The sequence below is a fragment of the Pseudomonas gingeri genome (assembly GCF_013386115.1).
Taxonomy (GTDB): domain Bacteria; phylum Pseudomonadota; class Gammaproteobacteria; order Pseudomonadales; family Pseudomonadaceae; genus Aquipseudomonas; species Aquipseudomonas gingeri.
In genome coordinates this window covers 509,423-535,359 of sequence record NZ_JACAOR010000008.1, presented here as the reverse complement: position 1 = coordinate 535,359, position 25,937 = coordinate 509,423, and the positions used below count along the sequence as shown (strand labels likewise).

Sequence of the window (25,937 nt, the reverse complement as noted above, 5' to 3'; positions counted from 1 at the left end):
AAACCAAAGGTTGCCTATTAGCACGCTTATCTGCGGAAAAATCCACTCTAGACTAAAAGCTCAACCACTCACTGGAGGAACCGCAGGATGAAAATTCTTTTGATTGGCGCCCAGGGCACCATCGGCTCGGCCATCGAAAAAGAGCTGGCCCCTCGTCACGAGATCATCAGGATCGGCCGCACCAGCGGTGACCTGCACGTGGATATCAGCGACAGCGCATCGATTCGCAGACTGTTCGAGCAGACCGGCAAGTTCGATGCCCTGGTCTGCGCCGCCGGCAACGTGAATTTCGTCCCGCTGGCCGACATGAGCGAAAAGGACTTTGCCCTTGGCCTGCAGGACAAACTGATGGGCCAGGTCAACCTGGTACTGATCGGGCGCGAATACGCCAATGACGGCGCGTCGTTCACCCTCACCAGCGGCATCCTCAACCGCGATCCGATCCGCACCGGGGCCTCTGCCAGCCTGGTCAACGGCGCCATCGACGGCTTCGTCAAGGCCGCCGCCATCGAGCTGCCACGCGGCCTGCGCGTCAACTCGGTCAGCCCGAACGTGCTGGTGGAAGCCATGGGCAGCTATGCCCCCTATTTCCGCGGCTTCAAGCCGGTGCCGGCGGCGGACGTGGCCCTCGCCTATGCCAAGAGCGTGGAAGGCCTGCAGACTGGCCAGACCTATCACGTCGGCTGAAAGGAAACACCCCCCCGTGGGAGCCGGCTTGCTGGCGATCGCAGGCATACCGCCGCCGGAAGATCTGACTGACTGGCCGCCTACGGCGGATCGCCAGCAAGCCGGCTCCTACAGAGGGCGCATCATCGTCTGCCGGACTTGTGATGCTCGCCCAGCCTGAGTAACGTGGCGGCACTTGCCAGGAGACCCCACGATGCATGCCGCCCGTTCCCTCATGTTCCTTGCCCTGCTGCCCCTGTTCGCCGGGTGCCAGATGCTCGCCCCGCAACCGTCGAACTCCACCGCCGGCCTGAGCCGCATGCAAGGCGAGCTCAGCAGCGTCGACGGCAAGCTGATGTTCCAGCCGTGCCAGGAACAACGTCGCTTTGTCGTCAACGACAGCGGCAACACCAGCATCGCCCAGGAGGCCGCCAGCCTGGCGAGCAAGCCCGGCAAACTGTTCGCCGACCTGCGCGGCAGCTTTTCCGCGAGCAAGGCCGACGGCTCCGACGGCCAGATGAACCTGCAACAGATCTATCGCCTGGAGCGCGGCACCGGCACCTGCGGCGATCCCGACTTCAAGCGCCAGACCGTGATCGCCAGTGGCCATGGTCCGGACTGGTCGTTCAAGGCCAGTGGCAGCGGCCTGGTCCTCGAACGCGACAAGCAACCGGCCATCGTCCTGCCCTACCTGGAAGAACAGCTGGGTGACGGCCGTTTCAGCCTGAGCACCGAAGGCAACAACCAGCGTATCGAGCTGTGGGTCGCACCCCAGCGTTGCGTCGACAGCGTCACCGGCAGCGTCCAGAGCCTGAGCGCCGAGTTGCGAGTCAATGGCCAGGTCCAGCGTGGTTGCGGCGTTTTCGGCGGCGCACGTAACGACTGATTCGACGAGCTGCCATTCAAGCCTCACGGAAAACACCCGTTGGGGCTTATAATCACCGGTTTGTTGTAAAGCCGGCGCGCCCGCGTGGCCCGCACACTGGACCCTGTCATGTTACGAATCACCGAACTCAAGCTGCCGATCGACCATCCCGATGAAGACTTGCGGCCCGCCATCGTGCAGCGCCTGGGCATCGCCAGCGATGACCTGCTCGATTTCACCCTGTTCAAGCGCAGCTACGATGCCCGCAAGAAGTCGTCCGAGCTGTGCTTCATCTACACCATCGACCTCTCGGCCCGGGGCGAAGAAGCCCTGCTGAAGAAGTTCGCCGACGACCGCAACGTCAACCCGGCACCGGATGTCAGCTACCACGTGGTCGGCCAGGCGCCGGCCGACCTCGGCACCCGCCCGATCGTCGTCGGCTTCGGTCCCTGCGGGATCTTCGCCGGCCTGCTGCTGGCACAGATGGGCTTCAAGCCGATCATCCTCGAACGCGGCAAGGAAGTGCGCCAGCGCACCAAGGACACCTGGGGCCTGTGGCGCAAAAGCGTGCTCAACCCCGAATCCAACGTGCAATTCGGCGAGGGCGGCGCCGGGACCTTCTCCGACGGCAAGCTGTACAGCCAGATCAAGGACCCGAAACACCACGGTCGCAAGGTCCTGCACGAGTTCGTCAAGGCCGGGGCGCCGGAAGAAATCCTCTACGTCAGCAAACCGCATATCGGCACCTTCCGCCTGACCGGCGTGGTCGAGAACATGCGCCAGCAGATCGAGGCCCTGGGCGGCGAAGTGCGCTTCCAGCAACGGGTCACCGACGTGCTGATCGACGACGGCCAGTTGACCGGCGTGGTACTCGACAGCGGCGAACAGCTGGACTCGCGCCATGTGATCCTGGCGCTGGGGCATAGCGCCCGCGACACGTTCCGCATGCTCCACAGCCGTGGCGTGTACATGGAAGCCAAGCCGTTCTCGGTGGGTTTCCGCATCGAACACCCGCAATCGCTGATCGACAGCGCCCGCCTGGGCAAGTACGCCGGGCACCCGAAACTGGGCGCCGCCGACTACAAACTGGTGCACCACGCCAGGAACGGTCGTTCGGTCTACAGCTTCTGCATGTGCCCCGGCGGCACCGTCGTCGCCGCCACCTCGGAGCCGAACCGGGTGGTGACCAACGGCATGAGCCAGTACTCGCGCAATGAGCGCAATGCCAACTCCGGCATCGTCGTCGGCATCACCCCCGAGGTGGATTATCCGGGTGGCCCGCTGGCCGGTATCGAGCTGCAGGAGCGCCTGGAGTCCCACGCCTTCGTGCTCGGCGGCAGCAACTACGAGGCGCCGGCGCAGCTGGTCGGCGACTTCATCGCCGGCAAACCCTCGACCGCGCTGGGCAGCGTCGAGCCGTCCTACAAGCCCGGGGTGGCCCTGGGCGACCTGGCGCTGGCGTTGCCGGACTTCGCCATCGAAGCCATCCGCGAGGCCCTGCCGGCCTTCGAACGCCAGATCAAGGGCTACTCGCTGCACGATGCGGTCCTGACCGGCATCGAAACCCGCACCTCGTCACCGTTGCGCATCACCCGCAACGAGTCGATGCAGAGCCTGAACGTCAAGGGCCTGTTCCCGGCCGGCGAAGGTGCCGGTTATGCCGGCGGGATCCTCTCGGCTGGCGTCGACGGCATTCGCATCGCCGAAGCCGTGGCCCGGGATATCCTGGGGATCGAGGCCTGAGGCCGGCCGTCATGAGCTATAGCGTCTCGCCCATCGGTTTCGTCCGCTCCTGCTTCAAGGAGAAGTTCGCCATCCCGCGCCAGCCACAACTGGCGCCGGCGGCACGGGGCGTACTGGAACTGGTGGCACCGTTCGACCAGGGCGATGCGGTCCAGGGACTGGAACAGGTCAGCCATGTCTGGCTGCTGTTCCTGTTCCACCAGGCCCTGGAGGACAAGCCACGGCTCAAGGTCCGCCCGCCGCGCCTGGGGGGCAACAAATCCATCGGGGTCTTCGCCACCCGCGCGACCCACAGGCCGAACGGCATCGGCCAGTCCGTGGTCAGGCTGGATAAGGTCGAAGGCCATCGGTTGTGGATCTCGGGCATCGATCTGCTGGATGGCACGCCGATTCTCGATATCAAGCCCTATGTGCCCTACGCCGACCATGTTGCCGGTGCCGTCAACGACATCGCCAGTGCAACGCCAGGGCTGATTCCCGTGCAGTGGACGGATAAGGCCCTGCAACAGGCCCAGAGCCACGCCCTGCGCCTGGAAGAGCCCCTGGTCGCGTTGATCGAGCAATGCCTGGCACAGGACCCGCGTCCGGCCTACCAGACCCCGACGCCCGAACGCGAGTACGGCGCCAGGTTCTGGGACCTGGACGTGCGCTGGCATTACCCGAAAGCGGGCGTGATCCGTGTCCTGGAAGTGATTCCCGCCCGCTAGGAGCGCCATAAACGAAAAAGCCCGCGTTGCCTTTCCAGGCAACGCGGGCTTTTTTCTGTGGGAGCCGGCTTGCCGGCGAAGAGGCCCTTCCAGGCGCTCAAGGCTTCGCCGGCAAGCTCCGCTCCCACACCACCAGGCCAGGGCCTATTTTTCGACGAAGGCGCGCTCGATCAGGTAGTCACCCGGTTCGCGCATGCGCGGCGAAACCTTCAGGCCGAAGCTGTTGAGCACTTCGCTGGTCTCGTCGAGCATGCTCGGGCTGCCGCACAGCATGGCGCGGTCATCCTGCGGGTTGATCGGCGGCAGGCCGATATCGCTGAACAGCTTGCCGCTGCGCATCAGGTCGGTCAGGCGCCCCTCGTTCTCGAACGGCTCGCGGGTCACGGTCGGGTAGTAGATCAGCTTGTCACGCAGGGCCTCGCCGAAGAACTCGTTCTGCGGCAGGTGCTCGGTGATGAATTCGCGGTAGGCGACTTCGTTGACGTAACGCACGCCGTGGCACAGGATCACTTTTTCGAAACGCTCGTAGGTTTCCGGATCCTGGATCACGCTCATGAACGGTGCCAGGCCGGTACCGGTGCTCAGCAGGTACAGGTGCTTGCCCGGCTTGAGGTCGTCGAGCACCAGGGTCCCCGTGGGTTTCTTGCTGATGATGATCTCGTCGCCTTCCTTCAGGTGCTGCAGCTGGGAGGTCAACGGACCGTCCGGCACCTTGATGCTGAAGAATTCGAGATGCTCTTCCCAGTTCGGGCTGGCGATCGAATAAGCACGCATCAGCGGCCGGCCGTTAGGCTGTTGCAGGCCGATCATCACGAACTGACCGTTTTCGAAGCGCAGGCCCGGGTCGCGGGTGCACTTGAAGCTGAACAGGGTGTCGTTCCAGTGGTGAACACTGAGGACACGCTCGTGATTCATGTTGCTCATTGGGGTGGGGCTCCTGGAAATTGGGTCTGCGCTGTCAATGGGCAGCTATCAAGACGCGCGATTGCATAGCATTCTAATGCCGGCGACAATATCTGTTAAATTAATTATCAAGATAAGGGTTATCGGTTATATAGATATGCGATTTACTCTCCGTCAACTTCAGGTATTCGTCACGGTCGCCCAGCAGGAAAGCGTGTCACGCGCCGCCGGGCTGCTGGCCCTTTCCCAATCCGCCGCGAGTACCTCGATCACCGAGCTCGAACGGCAATCGAGCTGCCAGTTGTTCGACCGCGCCGGCAAGCGCCTGAGCCTCAACGCCCTGGGCAAACAGTTGCTGCCACAAGCGGTGGCGTTGCTGGACCAGGCCAAGGAAATCGAAGACCTGCTCAATGGCAAGTCCGGTTTCGGCTCACTGGCGGTGGGCGCCACCCTGACCATCGGCAATTACCTGGCGACCCTGCTGATCGGCAGCTTCATGCAGCTGCACCCGGAGAGCCAGGTGAAGCTGCATGTGCAGAACACGGCGAACATTGTGCAACAGGTCGCCCACTACGAAATTGACCTGGGTCTGATCGAAGGCGATTGCAGCCACCCGGATATCGAAGTGCAGACCTGGGTCGAAGACGAACTGGTGGTGTTCTGCGCGCCCCAGCATCCACTGGCAAAACGCGGCCACGCGAGCATGGAAGAGCTGACCCGGGAAGCCTGGATCCTGCGCGAACAGGGTTCGGGGACCCGCCTGACCTTCGACCAGGCCATGCGTCATCACCGCAGCGCGCTGAATATCCGCCTGGAACTGGAACACACCGAAGCCATCAAGCGCGCGGTAGAATCGGGGTTGGGCATCGGCTGCATCTCGCGCCTGGCCCTGCGCGATGCGTTCCGCCGAGGCAGCCTGGTGGCGGTGGAAACCCCGGAACTGGACCTGGCACGGCAGTTCTACTTTATCTGGCACAAGCAGAAGTACCAGACCTCGGCCATGCGCGAATTCCTCGACCTGTGCCGCAACCTCACCGCCGGCGTGCAGCGCAGCGATGAGATCGTGTTGCCGACGATCGCCTAGAGAAGGATCACGGCCCAGACCAGGGCAATCATGCTCAGGGCGACGAACTGGGCGGCACTGCCCATGTCCTTGGCATTTTTCGACAACGGATGCCGGTCGAGGGAAATCCGGTCGATGGCCGCTTCCACCGCCGAGTTGAGCAACTCGACGATCAGCGCCAGCAGGCACACGGCGATCAACAGCGCGCGCTCGACCCGACTGACGTTGAGGAAGAACGCCACGGGGATCAACACCACGTTCAACAGCACCAGTTGCCGGAACGCCGCCTCGCCGGTGAACGCCGCGCGCAGGCCGTCAAGGGAATATCCCGACGCGTTGAGGATACGTTTGAAACCGGTTTGACCTTTAAAAGGCGAGGACATAAGTAGGCAACTGAATAAAAAGGTGTAGGAAAGCTAGTTCAACAAAAGTCAAAAAAGCGTGAATAGCCGCTGTCTTACTGGCTCGAAATTGACTCAAGTTGTTGCAGGAGCAAGGCGGCCTGGGTACGGGTCCGCACGCCCAGCTTGCGGAAGATCGCCGTCACATGAGCCTTGATGGTCGCCTCGGATACACTCAACTCGTAGGCAATCTGTTTATTCAGCAGCCCTTCGCAAACCATGGTCAACACCCGGAACTGCTGGGGTGTCAGGCTGGCCAGGCCGGCGCTGGCGGCCTTGGCCTCATCGGAGACGCTGACGGCTTCGAAGGCCTGTGGCGGCCACCAGACATCGCCGTCGAGCACCGTGCGCACGGCCTTCTGGATCACTTCCAGGGAGCTGGATTTGGGAATAAAGCCGCTGGCGCCGAACTCGCGGGAACGCACCACCACCGAGGCTTCTTCCTGGGCCGAGACCATGACCACCGGAATCTGCGGGTACTGCCCGCGCAACAGCACCAATCCGGAGAAACCGTAGGCACCGGGCATGTTCAGGTCCAGCAGGACCAGGTCCCAATCGGCTTTTTCGGTCAGGCGGGTTTCCAGTTCGGCAATGCTCGCCACTTCCACCAGCCGCACGTCGGGGCCGAGCCCGAGGGTCAACGCCTGGTGCAATGCACTGCGAAACAGAGGATGGTCGTCGGCGATCAGGATTTCGTATGTGGTCATTTTTCCAATGATCCTGTTTTTAGGCGAGCGTCGATCGGTTCGCGGCTCGCCGAAGCATCTCGAAGCGACAGCCTGCGAGGGCTGTGCGCCAAAGGGTACGTTCCACGCCAGAAGCCCGGAAAACCAGCGCTTGCACACTCTAGCGCACCCGAATCGGCGCCAAGCATGACCAGCGAAGCCGGGGTGGTCAAGTTCGATGCTTTACGGCACAGTCGTCGGCCTATCAACAAGAGTGCCATCATGCGAAGCCAAGCCCTGCGTGCCGATATCCTGATGCTGCTGACCGCCGTGATCTGGGGGAGCGGCTTTGTCGCACAAACCGCCGGCATGAATCATGTGGGCCCCTTCCTCTATTCCGGCCTGCGTTTCGCCCTGGGATCACTTTGCCTGTTGCCACTGGTACTGCGCGGCAACGCCCGGCAGATCCGGCCAGAACCCTTTCTGACCCGCGGCCTGTTGCTCGGCGGCGTGCTGATGGGGCTGGCCCTGGCGCTGGGTATCAACCTGCAACAGGTGGGCCTGCTGTTCACCACGGTTACCAACGCCGGCTTTATCACCGGCCTCTATGTGATTGTAGTGCCGTTGCTGGGACTCTTCATCGGCCACAAGACCGGCCTGGGCACCTGGCTGGGCGCCCTGCTCGCCGTTGTCGGCATGTTCCTGCTGAGTGTCGGCGATCAATTCCACGTATCGCCCGGGGACTGGCTGCAACTGATCGGCGCATTCGTCTGGGGCGGGCATGTGATCCTGGTGGGGGTATTCGCCAAGCGCCACGATGTGATTCGCCTGGCCTTCCTGCAATTCACCACCTGCGCCCTGGTCAGCCTGCTGCTGGCCCTGTGTCTGGAACCCATCCAGTGGTCGGCCATCGTTGCCGCCGGTCCGGCGATTGTCTACGGCGGCATCGTGGCCGTCGGTATCGGCTACACCCTGCAGGTGATCGCCCAGAAGGACGCAATTGCCTCCCATGCGGCGATCATCTTCTCGCTGGAAGCGGTGTTTGCCGCCATTGCCGGCGCCCTGTTGCTCGACGAATCCCTGCACCTGCGCGGCTATCTGGGCTGCGCGCTGATGCTCGCCGGCATGCTGGTCGCCCAGCTCTGGCCGAAAACAAGCGCTACGGCGCCTGGAGAAAAGGCCTGAGCTGACAGTGGGCCTCGTCGTCGAGATCCAGCGGCAACTGGAACTTGGCGCCCAGATAGTGAGTGGTGAAGACTTCCAGCAGGGCGCTCACCGCTTCACCGGCGCGAGTGTCGCCCGCCAGTTCCAGGCACAAGGCGCCGACCTCCGCCGTACAGAAATGATCATCACGCTTGGAGCGGCGCAACTTGTAGCGCGACAACTGCTCCGACTCCAGGCTCAGCACCGGGAAGCCCTCCAGATAGGGGCTCTTGCGAAACATCTTGCGCGCTTCCGTCCAGGTCGCATCCAGCAGAATGAACAAAGGGCGCTTGCCCGCCATCGGCTGCACCTCGGTGACCACCCGCTCCGGTGCCACGAACTCTCCCGGGAAGACGATAAACGGCTGCCATTGCGGATCGGCCAGCAGCGCCAGCAGTTGTGGGTCCACCTCGGTACGCGACCAGCTGAAGGCCGTGGTGTCGGCGATCACATCGGCGATCAGCCAACCGGTATTGCTCGGTTTCATCGGTTCGACATCGTGCATCAGCAGGCAGATCGCCGAGCGCGCCGCGACACGAGGACGCCAGTCGCACAGGCAATACTGCGGAATGACCCGGCAGCCCTCGCAACGCTCGGCCCTTGAACCCCGGGCGGTGAACGGCGCTTTCGCACGGGCCAGGCGCTGGGTGCGCAGGCGGGAAACAGCGTGGCTCATAAGCTGCGACGCCGGCAAAAAGAAGGGTTGAACACGAACAATACGACTCACGACGATAAAAAGTGCGCGAAGTCTAACAGAGGCAACCGCAGCGTTTGCCCAGCAGACTGTCGAGATTTCCTTCAGCACCGGCCTAGTAGGGCCTACAACCGCCCTCTATACTTCGCCACCACTGAACGCACAGCCCGGTAACGGGTCGAAGCACCAGTTACCGAATCAGGAGAGTTTCATGCTGCGCCTTACCGTACCGTCCATCGCCCTTTTGCTGGCGTTGCCCTTCAGTGCCCAGGCGGCCTCGCTGAAGGATTTCGAACTGAACAAAATGCTGAAGGACGTCGCGCAGAAGAGCAACGAAACCCTGCCTCGCGAACTCAACGATAACATCCTGGAAGTCGCCTATACGGTGGAAGGCAACCAGTTGATCGACCACCTCAGCGTGCAGCCCGACTATGCCGAAGGCATGCGGGCCAACCCCAAGGCGGTCTACCTGCAACTGGGCGCCAGCGTCTGCCGCAACGCCAACTATCGCAAGCTGATGGCCCAGGGCGCGGTGATGCGCTACGAGTTCACCGAGAACAAGAGCAACCGTCCCGTCGCTTCCGCCCACTTCGTGGAAAGCGATTGCCCGAAAGCAACACCGCCAAAGAAAAAATGATCACTGCCGCGCCTGGCGCCGTTGCTCATCATCGGCGCGCAGTTCCGCGACCAGCGCTTGCATGTAACGCGAGCGCCGCTCCCCACCCTCCAGTCGCCGGCGACATTCGTCCTCCAGACTGAGATGGTTGGCCCGCGCGGCCATCTGCAACAAGTGGTAGAGCTCGCTATCGACTTCCAGCGTCATCCTCGCCATCACCCGCCTCCCTGCCGTCCCGGTGTCGATCCCACTACCAGAAAACGCCGGCCTGGATCCGTCACACCCGTGAAGCGCTTCTGGCCGGTTTGTGATTAAGTAAATCAGAGCCGGAAGGCACGGGCACAGCTTCTGACGAGCGGTACAAGTCGGCCGCGACGGTGCAACAAGCTGTTGCCAGACAAGACTTTATAGGCCCATGATCAATTCGCCAGTTGTCATGCAAAGCCATCAAGCTGGCTATACAGCGACACATGCAGTGTCGCGGCGCCGGTGAATATTTCGACCGCGCCAGAAGTTCTGTATATGAAGGAGAAGCTGAATGCCTTACGAACCGGATGACTTCCTGTCCCGTCATTTCCAGAGCAATGGTGTCGACCTGACCAGCAAGGTCGAAGAACAACTCAAGCGGGTTGCCCCCGACAGCCCGAACCTCCCGCTTTATCGCGACATGATGCTGACCGTCCTGCGCATGGCCCAGGATGACCGCAATCGCTGGAACGCCAAGATCGTCCTGCAGGCCCTGCGCGAACTGGAACATGCTTTCCGGGTGCTGGATCAGTTCAAGGGCCGCCGCAAGGTCACGGTGTTCGGCTCTGCCCGCACACCCATCGAACACCCGCTGTATGCCCAGGCCAAGGAACTGGGAGCCGCTCTCGCCCACTCCGACCTGATGGTCATTACCGGTGCCGGCGGTGGCATCATGGCCGCCGCCCATGCCGGCGCCGGGCTGGAACACAGCCTGGGGTTCAATATCACCCTGCCCTTCGAGCAGCATGCCAATCCGACGGTCGACGGCACCGTCAACCTGCTGTCCTTCCACTTCTTCTTCACCCGCAAGCTGTTCTTCGTCAAGGAAGCCGACGCGCTGGTGCTGTGCCCGGGGGGGTTCGGCACCCTCGATGAAGCGCTGGAAGTACTGACCCTGATCCAGACCGGTAAAAGCCCGCTGGTGCCGGTGGTGTTGCTGGATACGCCGGGCGGCAGCTTCTGGCAAGGCGCCATCGACTTCATCCGCACGCAACTGGAAGCCAATCACTACATCCTGCCGAAGGACCTGAAGCTGGCCCGACTGGTGTACAGCGCCGATGAAGCGGTAGCGGAGATCAACCAGTTCTACAGCAATTTCCATTCAAGTCGTTGGTTGAAGAACCAGTTCGTGATCCGCATGAACCATCCGCTCAACGAGCAGGCGCTGGCGCAATTGGACGAACAGTTCACCGACCTGTGTGTCAGTGGCGGTTTTCATCAGCATGCCTACAGCGGCCAGGAGCACGACGAGCCGCAATTCAGCCACCTGTCGCGGCTGGCGTTTCACTTTACCGCGCGGGATCAGGGACGCTTGCGCGAACTGGTGGACTTCATCAACCTGCCGGAGAACTGGGGCAAGGCCTGGCTCCCCGAGCAACAGCGAGCCAGGGAGCCGATCAAGGCAACCTGATCAGTCGTCCATGCCTCGGCCGCTGAACAGGCGGCCGATCATTTCCATGGAATACCCCCGATAACTCAGGAAGCGCCCTTGCCGGGCACGTTCACGGGCGTCCACCGGCAGTTGTCCGGCAAACTTGCGCCGCCAGGTGTCTTCCAACTGCGCCTGCCAGTCCAGACCGCTTTCACGCAGGGCCTGTTCGATATCGGCACGCTGAAGACCGCGCTGGCTCAGTTCCTCGCGAATACGCAGAGGCCCATAGCCGGAACGGGCACGGTAGGAAACGAAGCTTTCGAGGTAACGGGATTCGGACAGCAGCCCCTCTTCCGTCAGGCGGTCGAGTTCGGTGTCGATCATTTCGGGAGAAGCGCCGCGCTGACGCAATTTGCGCGTCAGCTCGACTCGACCATGCTCGCGTCGCGCGAGCAGGTCCATGGCAGTACGCCGTACGGCGACCGGGGTATCCAGTACGGCGGTCATCGCTTTACTCAGAGGTCAGCGTCGGCCAGGTCGTCTTCGGTTTCGACGACAGCAGCACCGGAGTTGGCCTTGGTATCAACACCTGGGGTCAGCAACTTGTCACGCAGTTGCTTCTCGAGGGTGGCGGCGATTTCCGGGTTGTCCGCCAGGAACTTGGCCGAGTTGGCCTTGCCCTGACCGATCTTGCTGCCGTTGTAGCTGTACCAGGCACCGGACTTCTCGACAAAGCCGTGCAGCACGCCCAGGTCGATCATCTCGCCATTGAGGTAGATGCCCTTGCCGTAAAGGATCTGGAACTCGGCCTGACGGAACGGCGAAGCCACCTTGTTCTTGACGACCTTGACGCGGGTTTCGCTGCCCACCACTTCGTCGCCTTCCTTCACCGCGCCGGTACGACGGATGTCCAGGCGAACCGAAGCGTAGAACTTCAGCGCGTTACCACCGGTGGTGGTTTCCGGGCTGCCGAACATCACGCCGATCTTCATGCGGATCTGGTTGATGAAGATCACCAGGCAGTTGGCGTTCTTGATGTTACCGGTGATCTTGCGCAGTGCCTGGGACATCAGGCGGGCTTGCAGGCCGACGTGCATGTCGCCCATTTCGCCTTCGATTTCCGCTTTTGGCACCAGGGCGGCCACGGAGTCGACGATGATCACGTCAACCGCGTTGGAGCGCACCAGCATGTCGGTGATTTCCAGGGCCTGCTCGCCGGTGTCCGGCTGGGAAACCAGCAGGTCGTCGACATTGACGCCCAGCTTGCCGGCGTATTCCGGGTCCAGGGCGTGTTCGGCGTCGACGAAGGCACAGGTCGCACCGGCTTTCTGCGCCTGGGCGATGACGGAAAGCGTCAGGGTGGTCTTACCCGAGGATTCCGGACCGTAGATTTCCACGATACGGCCCTTTGGCAGGCCGCCGATGCCGAGGGCGATGTCCAGGCCCAGGGAACCGGTGGAGATCGAAGGGATCGCCTGACGGTCATGATCGCCCATACGCATCACGGCACCCTTGCCGAATTGACGTTCGATCTGACCCAAGGCCGCAGCCAAGGCTTTCTTCTTGTTGTCGTCCATTAAAGTCCTCACGTAATCAATAAGGCCTGACGGCCAACACCTGTATAAGTAGCCAGTATTATTCCACAGCGTTGACGGATCGCCTACCCCTGATTTGCGATTTCTGCTTCCGCCCGTCGCAACAGCCCTTCCAGCGCGGCCTGCACCGTCTGTCGGCGGACCGCGTCGCGGTCGCCGGGGAACTGCCGGCGCTCGGTATCGACCTGATCGCCCACACCCCAGGCGAGCCACACAGTGCCCACCGGCTTTTCCGACGAGCCGCCGTCCGGCCCGGCCACGCCGCTGACCGCCACGGCGAACCGCGCGTCGCTGTGGGCCTGGGCGCCACGGACCATGGCTTCGACCACTTCCCGACTGACGGCGCCGACCTGGCCGAACAAGGCCTCGGGGACCTGCAACTGCAAGGTCTTCTGCCGATTGGAATAGGTCACGTAGCCCGCCTCGAACCAGGCCGAACTGCCGGGAATCCGCGTGATGGCCTCGGCGATGCCGCCGCCGGTGCAGGACTCGGCGGTAGTGACCTGGGCCTTGAGGTTTTGCAAGCGCTTGCCGAGTTCGACGGCAAGCCGGGTGATGTCGTCCACGTTGCTCTCTCCTTTTCACGGCGTGGGAGCTGGCTTGCCAGCGAAGCTTCAGGCGGCCTTGAGGGCCCTTTCGCGGGCAAGCCCACTCCCACAGATTCGACCGGGTCATTGTGGGAGCCGGCTTGCCAGCGAAGCTTCAGGCGACCTTGAGGTCCCTTTCGCGGGCAAGCCCACTCCTACAGATTCGGCCGGATCATTGTGGGAGCTGGCTTGCCAGCGATAGCGAGGGTGAATTCACCGCCGTCATCGCCAGCCAGCCGGCTCCTTCAGGTTTCGAACACCTGGGCCGCCTGGGCAAAATGAATACCCTACAGGAGCGCGTCGGACTTTCAAGCCGCGACTTGCGTCCGGATGTCAGCGCGACACCGCTCCGGCATACGCCTGACAGGCCTTCAAGGCAATCAGGGCGCGGTCGCCGTCGTCGGTGATGGCGATAATTCGTTGAGCATGCGCCGGGTCAAGTCGGGCGCGTGGGGCTGCATGAACCACGCCGCCGGTGGCGGTGGTGGCTGGCACTGCACGGCCACTGGCGGGATCGCCGCTGTCGAGGAGGACTGACAGCCGCAGGTCAGCAGTGGCAATCCGATCACGCAGGCGAGCCTGATCCTGTTGTACATCGCTCAGTTCCTTCGAATGAGTCTGGTCGCTGGCCTGGAGTCGTTGCTCCAGGGCCAGGCGTTTGTCCTGCTCGGCACGCTGTTGCGTCGCCGCGGCCAGGGAAATCTGCTTGAGCGTATCGGCCTGCAGCCTGGCTTGATGCTCCAGTTGCAGGCCATAACGCCAGTCCTGAACCCGCCAGGCCAGTGCCGCCGAACCACCGGCCAGAATGGCCAGCAGCACGACGACAGCGAACAGACGGTAAGGCGCCGGGATCAGGTCAAGGAGGCGCATAGCACCGCCCTCGCCCGTGCCCAGAGTTGCAATCGATCCTCGAGGCCGTTGAGGCCGCCGTTGATCTTGCGGGTGATGCTGTTGAACTGGTCGGCATCGGCCAACGCGTTCAACCCTTGCTGCTCCCAGAACCAGGCCGCCGACTCGGCGGCCCATTGTGGCTGTTCCAGCAGTTCCGGCTGTTGCAGCAGACGCTCGTCGCCGAACAGCGCGAGGCTGCATTGACGATAGTTGCTGCGCCCGGTGATCTGGATCAGCCCCCGACCGCGATAGCGCTGGCCATCGCCGTCGGCTTCCGGGGTATTGCCCAGGCGGATCGCCAGGGCACCCGTATCGTACTTGCTCAGGTACTGGTCACTGCCCAGCTCCCGCACATAACGCAGTTGCGCGGATTCATGGCCGATCTGGGCCAGGAAAGCGGCAATGCGCTTGGGAGTGTTGATCTGATGGCGGGACATGGCGGTGTTGAGAGCAGGTACAAAAACGCCGGCTTTGGGGCCGGCGTTGGGCATGATTTGCAGCAATTGCTGCTGGGTAACGGGCATGTCTTTCTCCAGACACAAAAAAGCCGCTCACTACGGCTAGTGGTGATCAGGACTCGGGAGCTGCCGGCCAATCGATAGTTGTGGGGAAACCTGTCTGAGTGCTCACGCGATTCACAGCAACCCGATATTCCTTCCAAAGCTTCAGGTTCGCCGTGTCGTCGGAGGTCGCCGTGCCAAGGTCAACTGCATCTTGTAGAGGTGCGATGCGCAGACTGGCAGTGGCAAGCAGAGAGTCGCGCTCAGAATTTGTAGCAGCTAATACTTGCTCAGGACTTGGTTCGTTCGCAGCGGCTTGAGCAGCACGCGCCTCTGTATCAGTAATCTCTAAGGATCCGTCTGGCAACATATATGCGAAAGCGGCATCGTCGAGGAAGTGAAGCCCATTTTTTGTATCTTTGTAATATGACATATTTATCTCCTTATCGAATTTCTATCCAACGAGTCGCGCCGCTTGCCACGTATGACTCACCGGGTAAAACCATAGCCGAAATTCCACCACCGCCCGATGTAGGGGTGGAATACCAACTCGTTGGAAATTCCATAGCACTCCCCCCGACTGTCAGGGTCCCTGCTCCACCAACTGTATTCGATACAGCGTTTTGCAAGTAAATCCAAATAGGACGCCCAGTGGTGTTGTAATACGTTGTTCCAGCGACTCGTGTAGTTCCGACAGCAAAAGTCTGTCGTGTCTGCCCAACCCCAATTCCAGACATCTCAATGGCATACCAACCTGCCGCTCCATTCGAGGCAAGAGTAACCCAAGCGCCAGTGGGAAGCGGAAGCGCCGTGGTAGCGGTTGGCACGAGAATACTATCGGAGCCTGTAGTGACAATCGACATCCCTCCGCTCCCAAAGCTCCAGAACTTTATCGTTGTCTTTGCTGGCATGGTAGACGCGAGCGGCAAAGTCACGTTAATCAGCGTTGCGCTTGTAGCAACAACAAGACTGCCCGCATGAGCCGCCGCAGTAAGTACGGTGCTTGTATTGATACCAAACGCACCGCTAAACTGAAATCCAACACTTTGAACAAAAGCAGTAGTCGGGATTTTTGTTGAGTTATCGAATTGCGGAGGGGTTACACCAGATGCATTTGGCAACTGATCGAGCAAAACAATATCGGTGCCATCATACACAGCATCAGTTAACTGCCCTTGGATGGCAGCAGCGACTTTATTGCCGCTGCCATCGTATTGCATGATGTTTTTCGGGCCGAGGCCCGAGATATTCATCTTGTCAGAGCCGGCGCCCCCCGAATGGAATTTCACTTGAAACCGCTGATTCACCGTGTATGCAGTGATCGCTGGTACGGGGGACAGCGTAAACAACGGTGCCGCACCGGCAGTCGTAAAGGCACTCAGAGACTGCCCCTGAGTGGTAGCCGCCAGTTTCTGCAAAAGCTTCTTGGGGGTCACTGCGGTTGTGTCGTCCGTGCTTGCAATGACCTGATCCCCAGTGGACAGTTTCAAAATACCGGCCGTACTCTCGGTCGCAGCATTCGGCGTAGCTTTCGCGATAATCGCCAGAATCGAGCCGGCCAACTGAGAGTGATCGGTTTCATCAGGCGTTAGCCCTGCTTTCTGAATAACCCCCAGTATCTCATCGGTGACGGCATTTCCCCACTCTGCTGGAATCAGCGAACCGGGCGCACCGGTAATCGGGTTATCGTCGACAAATTTTCCATTTGCCAGCCCGACCCCGGGTACACTTTTTGGATAATCCATTCTTACTTCCTCTAACCATCATTGATATGCACCTTCCACTTGACTGGCAAAGTGCGTTGTTCCGGGTACTTACACCCTGAAATACTTAACTTGCACGCCCTGTCACCCGCAACACCCTTGCCTGATAAAAAGCTTTTCATTCGAAAAAACTCCAAAGTGATAGCTCGTTCAACAATCGACTGGATACCCAGCCGTGCTGCAGGTCGAGAAAGAATAGATACGGCCATCGAAACACAGCCATGAAAATACAAGCTATTACCTGCACGAGACTGGGTATACTTTTCTCACGATAGAAAAATGCCCGCACAAGACGGGCACGGTCATTCCGTACGAATCACTCCGGCGATACCGGCCAGGCGATATCATCTGGAAACGCAGGCTGCTGCTCGATGCGGTTCAGCGCAATACGATACTGTTTCCACTTTTTGAGCATTGCCACCTCCTCTACAGTCGCCTCATCCAGATCCACGGCATCTTGCAGTGGCCCCATCCGGTTTGCTGCAATAGACAACAACGCATCTCTCTTGGCCTTGGACAATGAGATCAACTCTTCCCGGGTAGGGGGAAGCGGAACAGGATCGGGTGGATTGCTCTCCGTGTACCATTCATCTGGCAGGAGATCCTCAGGACCATTTACAGCACGCCAGCCCTGACCATCATTTCTTACTGCATAACCACTCATAATGCATCCTCCCAGCCAGCACAGTACACAGTCATGGCTCCGCCTGTAGAACTAACCGAAGTCCAGTAAATTGAAGAGCTTTCCAATTGCATCATCACGCGCCCACCAGTGAGGGCCTGATAAGTTCCCGCCGTAAGGGCCGCAGGTGTATTAATCGAAACGGTCGTCGAGTAGGCGTTGTTTGGAACGATGCTCGCCCAGGCGATTTGTGCTCCGGCTGCTTGCACTTGGAGTCCTACGTCGATTGTCGGTGCTGTTGGCGGCAAATAGTTACCTACCGCAACTGCCGACCATGCTGCGAGATTGCCTGTAGCACTTGCCATCACAGGAAGACTGGCAACATTACTACCTGTCGTTACTTTGTACTGAACTCGTCTGCCAACCTGGGTAAAGGAAAGCGGGTATTTGTTGCTGGTAGCATCGGTGCGAATCCAGCCCACCCTGGCTTTGTGGGTGTACCCGCTGGGAAGCGTTGGAGAGGTCGCGCTCAGCGACAGCAACCCCGAAGTGACGGTGCCATTCCAGATCACCCAGAGGCTGTACCAGGTCGATGCGGCCAGGGCACCAGTATCCAGACCATTGACACCCACGACAGCAGCATTGATGTTCAAACTCACGGCATTCAGGTTTCTGAACGAAACCTCGTTGCCCACCACCAGTTGCTCGGCAGAGACGCTCACCAACGAGTTCAGCCCGGAAGCAGAAGCTGTGAGCCCTTTATGCGAGCCTACGACAGCGACTTTCTGCACGCTCTGAACTTGGGCCGCCAATGCAGCGACATCAATATTTCCCTGATTGGTCGGTGCGTTCCAGGCCTTGATGCACCACATAACGGCCATGTTACGCGGTCGAGTTTCTGACCCTGTACGCGGAGCACCGCTCACACCATCAGTCACAGGGTCGCCAGTGGTTGCACGGTCGACAATACCGGCTCCATTAGCAGCGCCGCCGACGCCTATACCATATGTTGTAAATGCGGTGCTTGAACTGAGCGGAGAATGTCGATGCCCTTGCATTGCATCCAACTGATATGACCCTACCCCTCGCGCTAAATCCACCCCCCGCCCATGATCCCACCCGCGCAGAAACTCCCCCCGCGACTCCGGCAACCGGAAGAAGCCCGCGGGCTCGCTCCCAGTGTTGAAGGTCGTCCCCAGGTACGCATACAGGTCAGGATAAGTCGCGGCGCTCTGCACACTGCCGTCCACCTCCAGATACCCAGGAGGCACCACGCCTTTCGGGAAAGACAACATCGAGCCAATAGGCACCGATGCCTTCAATTTCTGCACTTCGTCGACCAATGCCGCGACATCAATCTGGCCTTGATTGACGGGGGCGTTCCAGGCCTTGATACACCACATGACCGCCCAGTTTCGTGGCCGAGTTTCCGCACCGCCGCCCGAAGCATCCATCGTGACGGCAGTCACCCCGGACGTGTATGCCGGTGAGTAGGCGTCTTTCCTTGAGAATGAATTATTGATCGCATTGTTTGCGGCGTTGTAGTAATTCGCCGCATGGGAGTGAGCTTCAACGGCTCCGGCCTGGTAGCTGCCAACACCACGCCCGGCATCCACCCCCCGCCCATGATCCCAGCCACGCAGAAATTCCCCGCGCGATTCCGGCAGACGGAAATTCCCGGTCCCCTCATCTCCCTTGTTGAAGGTGGTCCCCAGATACGCCGCCAGGTCCGGGTAGGTCGCAGCACTCTGCACACTGCCATCGACTTCCAGGAACCCGTTGGGAACCACGCCCTTGGGAAATGCCATCATCGCGCCGACCGGCAGCGCCGTGGCGTTCTTGAACAGCGACTCGACCTCAGCCTTGGTATAGGCATCGGTAATCCCATACGCCGTCAGGGTGGTGCGAATCTGCTCCGGCGGCAGCGAGCTCTTGACGATGGTCTGGATCGCCCGCAACAACTGGTCCCGCTCGGCCTCCGCAGGTTCCAGGCCACCGGCCTGGACCACATTGAGCAGTTCCTCGGTGACCGCATTGCCCCATACCGCCGGAATCAACGACCCCGGCGAACCGTTCACCGGGTTCTCGTCGACGAACTTGCCATTTACCAGCCCAACGCTGGGTACGCTTTTTGGGTAATCCACGCGTCTATCCTCTAGTCGTAATTGATGTGCACCAGCGTGTGCGCCGGGGCAGTGCGATGTATCAGGCATTCCAGGGCGCTGCCGGGGTTGGCGCCGAAGCGCTCGCCCCAGTAGCTGGCGCCGAAACGACGGCCCATGAGCAGGCGGCCGCCGGTGTTGAGCGTCCACATGAACTGCGCCGTCCAGGTGCCGAAGCGCGCCTTGCCGAACCGTGCCCGGCCCATGCGCGGGGTCTGCAGTTCGGTGACGCTGGCATTCGGGTAGCCCTGGCTGCGGGCGATATCGATGAAGTAGCCGATGCTCTGGTCACCCACCGCCAGCAGCCGCCGACGCACCGCCAGGCGGCGGTCGTCGAACAGCGGCTTGGGGCCCAGGCACGGGTCGGGCAGGTTCATCACCCGCTCCCAGTCCGGCACCAGTTCGCTGACGGTCACCGGGTCCACTTCGTTGATCAGGTCGACCGCCCGGGCATCGACCCGGGCCAGTTCCTGGGCAATGCCCAGCAGTACCTGCTGGATCTCCGGCACCTGTTCCGGGTCCCAGGCGGGACCGGCCGGCAGCAGGCTGCGCAGTTGCTCCTGGTATTGCGCGGCGGTTCTTACTCCAGCCATACGCAGCCTCCGAAGGTCAGCAACTGGTTGGTGGCTGCTGGCACATCGGCGGACGGCGTGACCAGCAGGTGATCGTTCTCGCCACTGGCGCTGCTGATGGATTCGGCGATATGGGTCAGCAACAGGGTTTCCCCGAGGCCGCCTTCACGGTCGTGCAGGTCGCGCAGCTGTGCTTCGACCGCGGCGCGGGTGGCGCTGGTATCCGGCACCAGGCGCAGGGTGTAGGTGACCGGCACCAGCACCGGAGCCAGCACATGCAGCTCCGCCGTCACCGGCCGCAACGGCTCGATATAGGCCTGGACCAGCGCCAGTTGCCCGGCATCCGGCAGCGGCACGGGGTCGTCGTCACGCATGACAAACAAGCCGACGGTCCCCGGTCCGAGGTAGTTGCCGCGGCACCAGGCCCGGGTAATGCCCTGGCACTCCAGGGCCCAGGTCTCGTAGTCGGCCGCCGAACCGCCATGGGGCGTGACGCGGTACGAGCGAATGACCCGCGCCCGCAGGGACTCGAGGCTTTCCTGCGCGACCCCGCCGGTCAGGCCCGGAGCCAGTACCGTGAAGGTGTTGCCGACACCTTGCACCGGCTGCACCGGGAACAGGGTCAGGCCGGCGTCGGCATTGCCCAGGCTGCCGGCATCCAGCGCCTGGATCTGCGTGGTGTTGGTGCCGCTGCTGGTGGTACCGCCGAGGGTCACCTTGTAGCTGCGGCCATCGCTGGTCTGCAGCAGGGTGTCGGCATCCAGCACGGCGCCGGCGGCAGCGGTGAAGCTGACACTGCCGCTGGCAGCCTGGGCGGCCTTGCGCGGTTGATGCAGGCGCAGGGCGGCGATGCGTTCCAGGGTGGTTTCATCGGCGGTGTCGGGCAGGATCTGCTCGGCGATCCAGTCGAGGTAACCGTACAGGCCAAAGGCCGCGCCGCTGAGGGTGCGGGCCAGGACCTGGGCATCGGACTGGCGCAGCGAATCGCTGGCCAGGTCGCTTTGGGTGCGGTTGATCAGCACCGGCAGCGAAGGGGTTTCAAACGGCATAAGTCACCTGCCAACTGTTGTTCGGGTTGATATCCAGGCGCTCGCCGCCGGCCAGGGTCAGAACCGTTCGCAGGTTCAGTCGCTGGGCGTCGAGCCGTTCGGTTTGAATTTCGATGGCGCTGCAATGACCGTCGTCGATCAGCCATTGCAGGGCTTCACGGGCATAGAATTCGGCGTCGAGCTGGGTCTGCGCGGTCAGCTTGACCCGCCGCAACAGCCACAGCCGCGAGCCGATGCGGTCGTCGGTCACCGCGGGAAAACTGTCGCCCCACCAGCCGAAACGCTCATCGTCGTCGAGGGGGTCGTCGGAGTTGGCGCGACGCCAGGTGAAGAGGCTGATCAACACCGAGCGGGTCAGCGCCGCCTTGAGAGTGCCGGAGACAAACATCAGGCACCTCCCGCCGGTACGCCGGTCTGGCCGTTGCCCGGCTGGATGCCGCCGTGCACATGCTGCATCTGGCTGATACCGCCGGCGACCTGGTCGCCCTGGGAGACGATCTTGCCGGTCTGGGTCAGGGTCGGGCTGTCGAGGTTGATGGCGGTGCTGGCGCGGATGTTCAGGGTGCCGGTATCGATATCGATGATCCGGCCGCGCCTGAAATGGATCCGGTCGCCTTCGTCGGTGTACAGGGCGATTTCGCCGGGGGCGAGGTTCTGCAGGCGGTAGCGGCGGTCGGCGACCACCAGCACGATGCCATGGGAGCGATCGCCGCCAAGAAAGGTCGCGATGCCTTCGGCGCCGGCCAGCGGATTGCTGGTGAACCCGTAGGGTTCGAAGTGCTCCATGTCGTCGTTCACTTCGCCGGCGGTCAGGCGCATTTGCAGCGATTGCAGTTTATTGGCCGAGCTGGCGAGCACGACGGTGCCGCGCGCCAGCAGGCGTGTCAGTAGGCTCATGGTGGGTTCCTTGGGCGAGCGGTAGGTCAGGGAGGACGCTTTCACCGGCAAGCCGGTTCCCACGGAGTCCGTGCCTCGCCGCAAACTCTCGGCAGGACACCACTGTTGTGGGAGCGGGCTTGCCCGCGAAGACGATGGAACAGCCCCCTCGAAATAAAGAGGCTTACTTGGCCTTGGCCGGCGTGGCGTCGAAGACCTGCGGCGGCGCCACGTCCAGGGTGGTGATCGAGCCCTGTGCGGACAACGAATAGGTGACCTTGGAAATCAGCATGTCCTGGTCCAGGCCCAGTACCGGGTCCTTCACCCGCACCAGCAGATTGTGTCGCCACAGATCGCCGTTGGACTGTCGCCAGCCCTGCACGGTGTAAGTGGTGGCCAGGGCCTTGCCGGTGCGGGTCGCACGCTCCCAGTCGGCCCTTTGCTGGGCCAGTTCCGGGGTGAGCTGCACGCTTTCGCTGATCACCGTGACCCGCCTGCGCTGCGGATTGGCTTCGCTGGACACACCGGATACTTCGCTGACCGCGCTGCCGCTTTTCTGGTCACTGCCCTTGTGCTGGCCGATCACCCGGTACTCGGAAAACACCGCGCTGTAATCCCGCGCGGTATTGGCCGAGAGGATGTTCTTGCCCAGCTCCAGCACATCGCTGGCGCGGCCGCCACTTCCCGGCTTGGCGAGCACCAGGTTGCCATCGGCATCATCGGTGGAAAACACCCGGTACAAGGTCAGCAGGCGGTCGATGGACTTGAACACCGTTTCCCCCGGCACGATGCTGTGGGTCTGCAACTTGGTGGTCTCCGGGATCTCGCTGCGCACGTTGACCTTGTAGGGTCTGGCGAGCGCCTCGACGATCTTCAGCATGCCCTGCTGGCGCCACTGGCTCGGCTGGTTGATGGCTGCGCAGTCCACCAGGTCGCGGGTCAGCGAACTGCCCTCGATGGTCAGGCTGATCTGATGGCCGTCATAGCTGATGGGCGCCTGGTAGACATGTCCGGTGAGCACCAGGTCGCAGCCGATCAGCACCGAACAGCGGGCCCCGGCCTTGATCGGCACGGCCAGGGTCTGCCCCGGCCATTGCCAGGTGATCCCCAGCTTGAACGTGCGGAACTGACGCTCCAGGTCGGCGCTGATTTCGATGGCTTTCCAGCCCTCGTAGCTCAGGCCGTCGACCAGCAGGACGACGGCATTGTCGATGTCGTTCATGACCTACTCCCGGGATATCTGCAGCGGCACTGGCGGTATGAACCCGGGATGCGAAATGCGGTTGCGTTGCACCACTTCCCCCACCCGCGTGGCATCACCGAAGTTCTGGTAAGCCACGACCAGCGCCGGCAGGTTGCTCTTGGGCGTCAGGTCGATCAGCCGCACCCCGGTGGACGCCACCGCGTTGAGATGCTGCACCAGTGTCTGGCGTACGCTATTGAGTGCCTGGTAATGCACCGAGTCAGCCTTGAGCGCCGCCTGCCAGATCACCTCATTGAGGCTGTCGCGCAGCGCCAGCACGTCGTCGACCACTGGTACATCGGCGCGTTGCACCGGCTGCTGGGCCTGTTGGGCCAGCGAAGGGGTCGTCGCCAGTTTCACCGGTGGCGTCGCCACCGGTATCATCGACACCAGCTGGGAGATCTGCACCAGCATGGCATCCTGGATCAGGTTCACCGTGGCCTGCGAGGCAGCAGCGGAGTCCTTGCCGATGGTCAGCTGCGACGTATCGAGGGACTTGGCTTCTTCCACCTGTTTCGAAAGGTCGGCCAGCATCCCGCGATAGCCCTGCACGGCAAAGTCCTTCAATCCCCGCACGTCGCCCACCAGGCCGCGGACTTCACCCACCACGCCCTTGAACTCGCCCAGCACACCCTTGACCGCCGCACTCAGTTGCCGGGGGAATTCCTTGACCGTGCGGACCAGGGCGTAGACCGTCGCGTACGTCTCGATCAGCGGCTGCAACTCCTGCTCGATCACGTGATACGCCAGGGTGATTCCCTTGCGCAGGTTCTCCACGCTGACCCGCGCCTGATTGACCAGAGCCATCGCTTCATCGAAGCGCCCCACCGAAGCGTCGAGCAACTTGCTCGACGCCACCTGCAGTTGCTCCCTGGTGTCGACGACGGCCTTGGGGAACTGCAGCAACTCGTCCGGGTAGAACTTCAGGTTGAAGGTCACCAGCCCGCCATCCTGGCGGGTCTGGGTCATGTCGCATTCGCCGACCTTGACCTGCATCCGCCCCAGCCAGGGGTGGACCAGTTCGCCACTGCCCTGCTCCAGCGCCTTGAGCAGGTTGTCACGCTGCTCCAGGCAATCGGCACCGACGATAAACGCCGTCAGGTCATGGATCTTCGCCTGCTGGCCGAGCCGCTCGAAGAACGGCTGGTCGCGCTGGGGGTATTCATGCAACTGGCCTTTCTGGCCGACCGGGGTTTTCGCCTGGTCGACCCAGAAAGGTACGCCGCGAAACGACGCCGGCAACAAACGATCACGCCAGTTGCTCGCCATAGGCACCTCCGAAGGAAAGTGAGCGATAGCCGACGCGAGGCGTCAGGCTCAGGCCCGGTTGATTGGTCTGCGGTTGATCGACCCGCAGGCCTGCTGGAGCATTGGTGAAGCTGACGGTCAGGCCGCCTTCGAGCTGCGTACGGTTGTTGGCGGCGGTCTGCTGGATGAGCAGGTTCGAGTTGCGAGCCAACCCACCGGCCAGCAGCGCGCTGTCTTGCGCGCCGCCGACACCCGCCAGCGCAGGCTTGACCACAGGCGTGTCGCTGCCGCCAAAAAAACCGCTGACGCTGTCCACGACACTGCTGATCAGTTCCCTGATCGGCTGGATAATCGGCTTCAGTTTTTCCAGCAATGAAGAAAAGAACTCGGGAATAGCCCCCAGCCTGGTCCTCAACGCCTCCAGAGGATCGACGTCGAACAGCGTCTTCATGAAGTTGCCGAAAGGCGCCGCGAACTCGACCAGCTGACTCCCCAGGCCGCCCAGGAAGGTAATGACACCGGTCCAGAGCGTCTGGAGGGTTTCCAGGGGTGACCAGCTGAACGTCTCCTTGAGGCTGTTCCAGGACTGTCCGAGACTCTCGCTGATACCGTTGCCGATCTCCTGGAAAAACCCCTTAGTCCCGCCCCAGAGCTTTTTCAGATCATCCATCGGCGACCAGCTGGCAAGCGTGTTCCTGAGCTCATTCCAGCCGTTGATGAACCCGCTCTTGAGCTCCCCCAGGAACTTGCCGGTCGCGGAAACGGCCTGGTCCCAGGTCGCGATCACTTTGCCCCAGACTGCCGCAATGGCCGCCGGCAGCGCCTTGAAAGCGTCCGCCGTCGCGATCGCCGCGAGGGTGATCTGTCTCGTGGCCCCGCTGAAAAAGCGGGTGAGCGGCTTCCATGCCAGCACGATAACCGCCGCCGCCAACGCGACAGCCGCGGCGACCAAGCCGATGGGCGACGTCAATACCCCCATCACCGTCGCCAGGCCGATCGCCGCCCCGGTCATCACCGTAAACGCCAGGGCCCCGACAGCCAGTGCCTGCACCAGCGCCGGATTGTCCGCCACGAATTGCCCGAACGCCGTCGCCAGAGGGATCAGCGCGGTGACGATACTGTCGAAGGCCGGCAACAGCGCCTGCCCGATCTTCAGTGAAATCTTGTCCAACGCCTTGCCGAGCGCCTCCAGATGCTGCGCGGTTTCGCCCAGTCCTTTATTCGCCGCCTGAGGTACTTTGGGTACCGCGGGTGCTTTCGGGACCGCGGGAGCCTTCGGAGCGGCAGGCAACTTCGGTGCTATCGGCGCCTTGGGTAGCGTCGCCGCCCTGGGGAGTGTCGGAGCCTTGCGAACGTTGGCCGTCCTGGCCAGCCGGTCCTGCTCCTTGATGGCGGCCTTGAGGCCGTTGGTAAAGGGTGCCAGCAAGCCACCACCCTTCAGGTTCAACTTGTTGAGGCCGCTGTCTTCCAGGCTCTTCTTGAGATTGGCGACCTTTGCGGTCCCGTCACTGGCCTTGGGGGCGGCCAGAGCCGCCTTCGCAGCCACCACGAGGGACTGCAGATCCTCGGCACTGACACTTACTTTTTTCTTGGCCATCACTGCACCTGCTGCATCGCATTGATCCGTTGCGCGTGCTCCAGGGACTCCCGGAGCACATCCAGTGGCCTGGCCATCATCTGTTCGG

28 protein-coding genes and 1 pseudogene are annotated in these 25,937 nt (G+C 61.9%); 8 read left to right on the top strand and 21 right to left on the bottom strand.

Annotated features, from left to right (window positions below):
* Positions 1–87 precede the first annotated feature (87 nt).
* From HX881_RS18325 to tsaA, 4 genes are all read left to right on the top strand, one after another.
* Complete coding sequence (locus HX881_RS18325; protein ID WP_017127659.1) at positions 88–687, top strand: short chain dehydrogenase; 600 nt, start codon at positions 88–90, stop codon at positions 685–687.
* Positions 688–880: 193 nt separating this feature from the next.
* Positions 881–1,552, top strand: a complete 672-nt coding sequence (locus tag HX881_RS18320) for a COG3650 family protein (RefSeq protein WP_177085836.1) — start codon at positions 881–883, stop codon at positions 1,550–1,552.
* 108 nt (positions 1,553–1,660) lie between these two features.
* Entirely contained in the window at positions 1,661–3,274 is a 1,614-nt protein-coding gene (locus HX881_RS18315) for an NAD(P)/FAD-dependent oxidoreductase (RefSeq protein ID WP_177085834.1), read from the top strand.
* Between the two features lie 11 nt (positions 3,275–3,285).
* Complete coding sequence (gene tsaA, locus HX881_RS18310) at positions 3,286–3,981, top strand: tRNA (N6-threonylcarbamoyladenosine(37)-N6)-methyltransferase TrmO (protein WP_177085833.1); 696 nt, start codon at positions 3,286–3,288, stop codon at positions 3,979–3,981.
* Between the two features lie 144 nt (positions 3,982–4,125).
* On the opposite strand, the gene fpr is transcribed toward tsaA, so the two are convergent.
* Complete coding sequence (gene fpr, locus HX881_RS18305) at positions 4,126–4,905, bottom strand: ferredoxin-NADP reductase (RefSeq protein ID WP_003443014.1); 780 nt, start codon at positions 4,903–4,905, stop codon at positions 4,126–4,128.
* A 136-nt stretch (positions 4,906–5,041) separates the two neighbouring features.
* On the opposite strand from fpr, the gene HX881_RS18300 reads away from it, so the two are divergent.
* Positions 5,042–5,968, top strand: coding sequence for a LysR family transcriptional regulator (locus HX881_RS18300; RefSeq protein ID WP_042936047.1), 927 nt, complete (start codon positions 5,042–5,044; stop codon positions 5,966–5,968).
* Here HX881_RS18300 and HX881_RS18295 read toward each other — a convergent pair.
* Positions 5,965–6,330 (bottom strand): diacylglycerol kinase, encoded by a 366-nt coding sequence (locus HX881_RS18295; protein WP_017127654.1) that lies wholly within the window; start codon positions 6,328–6,330, stop codon positions 5,965–5,967. The genes HX881_RS18300 and HX881_RS18295 overlap by 4 nt on opposite strands.
* 74 nt (positions 6,331–6,404) lie before the next feature.
* A complete protein-coding gene (gene erdR / locus HX881_RS18290; RefSeq protein WP_017127653.1) occupies positions 6,405–7,055 on the bottom strand; it encodes a response regulator transcription factor ErdR in 651 nt (216 codons plus the stop codon).
* 240 nt (positions 7,056–7,295) lie between these two features.
* Here erdR and HX881_RS18285 point away from each other — a divergent pair, with 240 nt between their 5' ends.
* Positions 7,296–8,198, top strand: coding sequence for a DMT family transporter (locus HX881_RS18285; RefSeq protein WP_042936234.1), 903 nt, complete (start codon positions 7,296–7,298; stop codon positions 8,196–8,198).
* Here HX881_RS18285 and HX881_RS18280 read toward each other — a convergent pair.
* Entirely contained in the window at positions 8,173–8,892 is a 720-nt protein-coding gene (locus tag HX881_RS18280; RefSeq protein WP_177085831.1) for a tRNA-uridine aminocarboxypropyltransferase, read from the bottom strand. The two genes, HX881_RS18285 and HX881_RS18280, sit on opposite strands and share 26 nt — an antisense overlap.
* Before the next feature lie 229 nt (positions 8,893–9,121).
* On the opposite strand from HX881_RS18280, the gene HX881_RS18275 reads away from it, so the two are divergent.
* Positions 9,122–9,547, top strand: coding sequence for a PA3611 family quorum-sensing-regulated virulence factor (locus HX881_RS18275; RefSeq protein ID WP_017127650.1), 426 nt, complete (start codon positions 9,122–9,124; stop codon positions 9,545–9,547).
* Here HX881_RS18275 and HX881_RS18270 read toward each other — a convergent pair whose 3' ends face one another.
* Positions 9,548–9,742, bottom strand: a complete 195-nt coding sequence (locus HX881_RS18270) for a hypothetical protein (protein ID WP_177085829.1) — start codon at positions 9,740–9,742, stop codon at positions 9,548–9,550. It lies immediately after the preceding gene.
* Positions 9,743–10,064: 322 nt separating this feature from the next.
* Between HX881_RS18270 and HX881_RS18265 the strand changes: the two genes are divergently transcribed.
* Positions 10,065–11,183, top strand: coding sequence for an LOG family protein (locus tag HX881_RS18265; protein WP_017127648.1), 1,119 nt, complete (start codon positions 10,065–10,067; stop codon positions 11,181–11,183).
* Here HX881_RS18265 and recX read toward each other — a convergent pair whose 3' ends face one another.
* The 16 genes and pseudogenes from recX to HX881_RS18185 all read right to left on the bottom strand — a co-directional run bounded on the left by recX (position 11,184) and on the right by HX881_RS18185 (position 25,849).
* Positions 11,184–11,651 (bottom strand): recombination regulator RecX, encoded by a 468-nt coding sequence (gene recX / locus HX881_RS18260; protein WP_017127647.1) that lies wholly within the window; start codon positions 11,649–11,651, stop codon positions 11,184–11,186.
* An 8-nt stretch (positions 11,652–11,659) separates the two neighbouring features.
* Complete coding sequence (recA, locus tag HX881_RS18255; protein ID WP_017127646.1) at positions 11,660–12,721, bottom strand: recombinase RecA; 1,062 nt, start codon at positions 12,719–12,721, stop codon at positions 11,660–11,662.
* 83 nt (positions 12,722–12,804) lie between these two features.
* A complete protein-coding gene (locus tag HX881_RS18250) occupies positions 12,805–13,305 on the bottom strand; it encodes a nicotinamide-nucleotide amidohydrolase family protein (RefSeq protein ID WP_177085827.1) in 501 nt (166 codons plus the stop codon).
* Positions 13,306–13,659: 354 nt separating this feature from the next.
* The gene (locus HX881_RS18245; protein WP_177085825.1) at positions 13,660–14,196 is read right to left on the bottom strand and encodes a lysis system spanin subunit; all 537 of its coding nucleotides are present in this window, start codon (positions 14,194–14,196) and stop codon (positions 13,660–13,662) included.
* Positions 14,178–14,741 (bottom strand): glycoside hydrolase family 19 protein, encoded by a 564-nt coding sequence (locus tag HX881_RS18240; protein WP_177085823.1) that lies wholly within the window; start codon positions 14,739–14,741, stop codon positions 14,178–14,180. The genes HX881_RS18245 and HX881_RS18240 overlap by 19 nt, the downstream gene beginning before the upstream one ends.
* A gap of 46 nt (positions 14,742–14,787) precedes the next feature.
* Positions 14,788–15,150, bottom strand: coding sequence for a tail fiber assembly protein (locus HX881_RS18235; RefSeq protein WP_177085821.1), 363 nt, complete (start codon positions 15,148–15,150; stop codon positions 14,788–14,790).
* Between the two features lie 1,105 nt (positions 15,151–16,255).
* Positions 16,256–16,462, bottom strand: a pseudogene (locus tag HX881_RS33255) (phage tail protein); the annotation flags it as partial.
* 334 nt (positions 16,463–16,796) lie between these two features.
* Entirely contained in the window at positions 16,797–17,144 is a 348-nt protein-coding gene (locus HX881_RS18225) for a tail fiber assembly protein (RefSeq protein ID WP_177085819.1), read from the bottom strand.
* Positions 17,141–19,246: a tail fiber protein gene (locus tag HX881_RS18220; RefSeq protein WP_177085817.1), complete on the bottom strand. Its 2,106-nt coding sequence runs from the start codon at positions 19,244–19,246 to the stop codon at positions 17,141–17,143. Before HX881_RS18220 ends, HX881_RS18225 begins: the two co-directional genes overlap by 4 nt.
* A gap of 11 nt (positions 19,247–19,257) precedes the next feature.
* On the bottom strand, positions 19,258–19,857 hold the full coding sequence (locus HX881_RS18215; RefSeq protein ID WP_177085815.1) for a YmfQ family protein: 600 nt from the start codon (positions 19,855–19,857) through the stop codon (positions 19,258–19,260).
* Complete coding sequence (locus HX881_RS18210; RefSeq protein ID WP_017127636.1) at positions 19,845–20,885, bottom strand: baseplate J/gp47 family protein; 1,041 nt, start codon at positions 20,883–20,885, stop codon at positions 19,845–19,847. The genes HX881_RS18215 and HX881_RS18210 overlap by 13 nt, the downstream gene beginning before the upstream one ends.
* Positions 20,875–21,273, bottom strand: a complete 399-nt coding sequence (locus HX881_RS18205; protein ID WP_177085813.1) for a phage GP46 family protein — start codon at positions 21,271–21,273, stop codon at positions 20,875–20,877. The genes HX881_RS18210 and HX881_RS18205 overlap by 11 nt, the downstream gene beginning before the upstream one ends.
* Positions 21,273–21,782, bottom strand: coding sequence for a phage baseplate assembly protein V (locus tag HX881_RS18200; protein WP_017127634.1), 510 nt, complete (start codon positions 21,780–21,782; stop codon positions 21,273–21,275). The genes HX881_RS18205 and HX881_RS18200 overlap by 1 nt, the downstream gene beginning before the upstream one ends.
* Before the next feature lie 163 nt (positions 21,783–21,945).
* A complete protein-coding gene (locus tag HX881_RS18195) occupies positions 21,946–22,983 on the bottom strand; it encodes a phage baseplate assembly protein (RefSeq protein WP_017127633.1) in 1,038 nt (345 codons plus the stop codon).
* A gap of 3 nt (positions 22,984–22,986) precedes the next feature.
* On the bottom strand, positions 22,987–24,273 hold the full coding sequence (locus HX881_RS18190; RefSeq protein ID WP_103032827.1) for a DNA circularization protein: 1,287 nt from the start codon (positions 24,271–24,273) through the stop codon (positions 22,987–22,989).
* Complete coding sequence (locus tag HX881_RS18185) at positions 24,254–25,849, bottom strand: phage tail tape measure protein (RefSeq protein ID WP_246356520.1); 1,596 nt, start codon at positions 25,847–25,849, stop codon at positions 24,254–24,256. The genes HX881_RS18190 and HX881_RS18185 overlap by 20 nt, the downstream gene beginning before the upstream one ends.
* Positions 25,850–25,937: the final 88 nt, after the last annotated feature.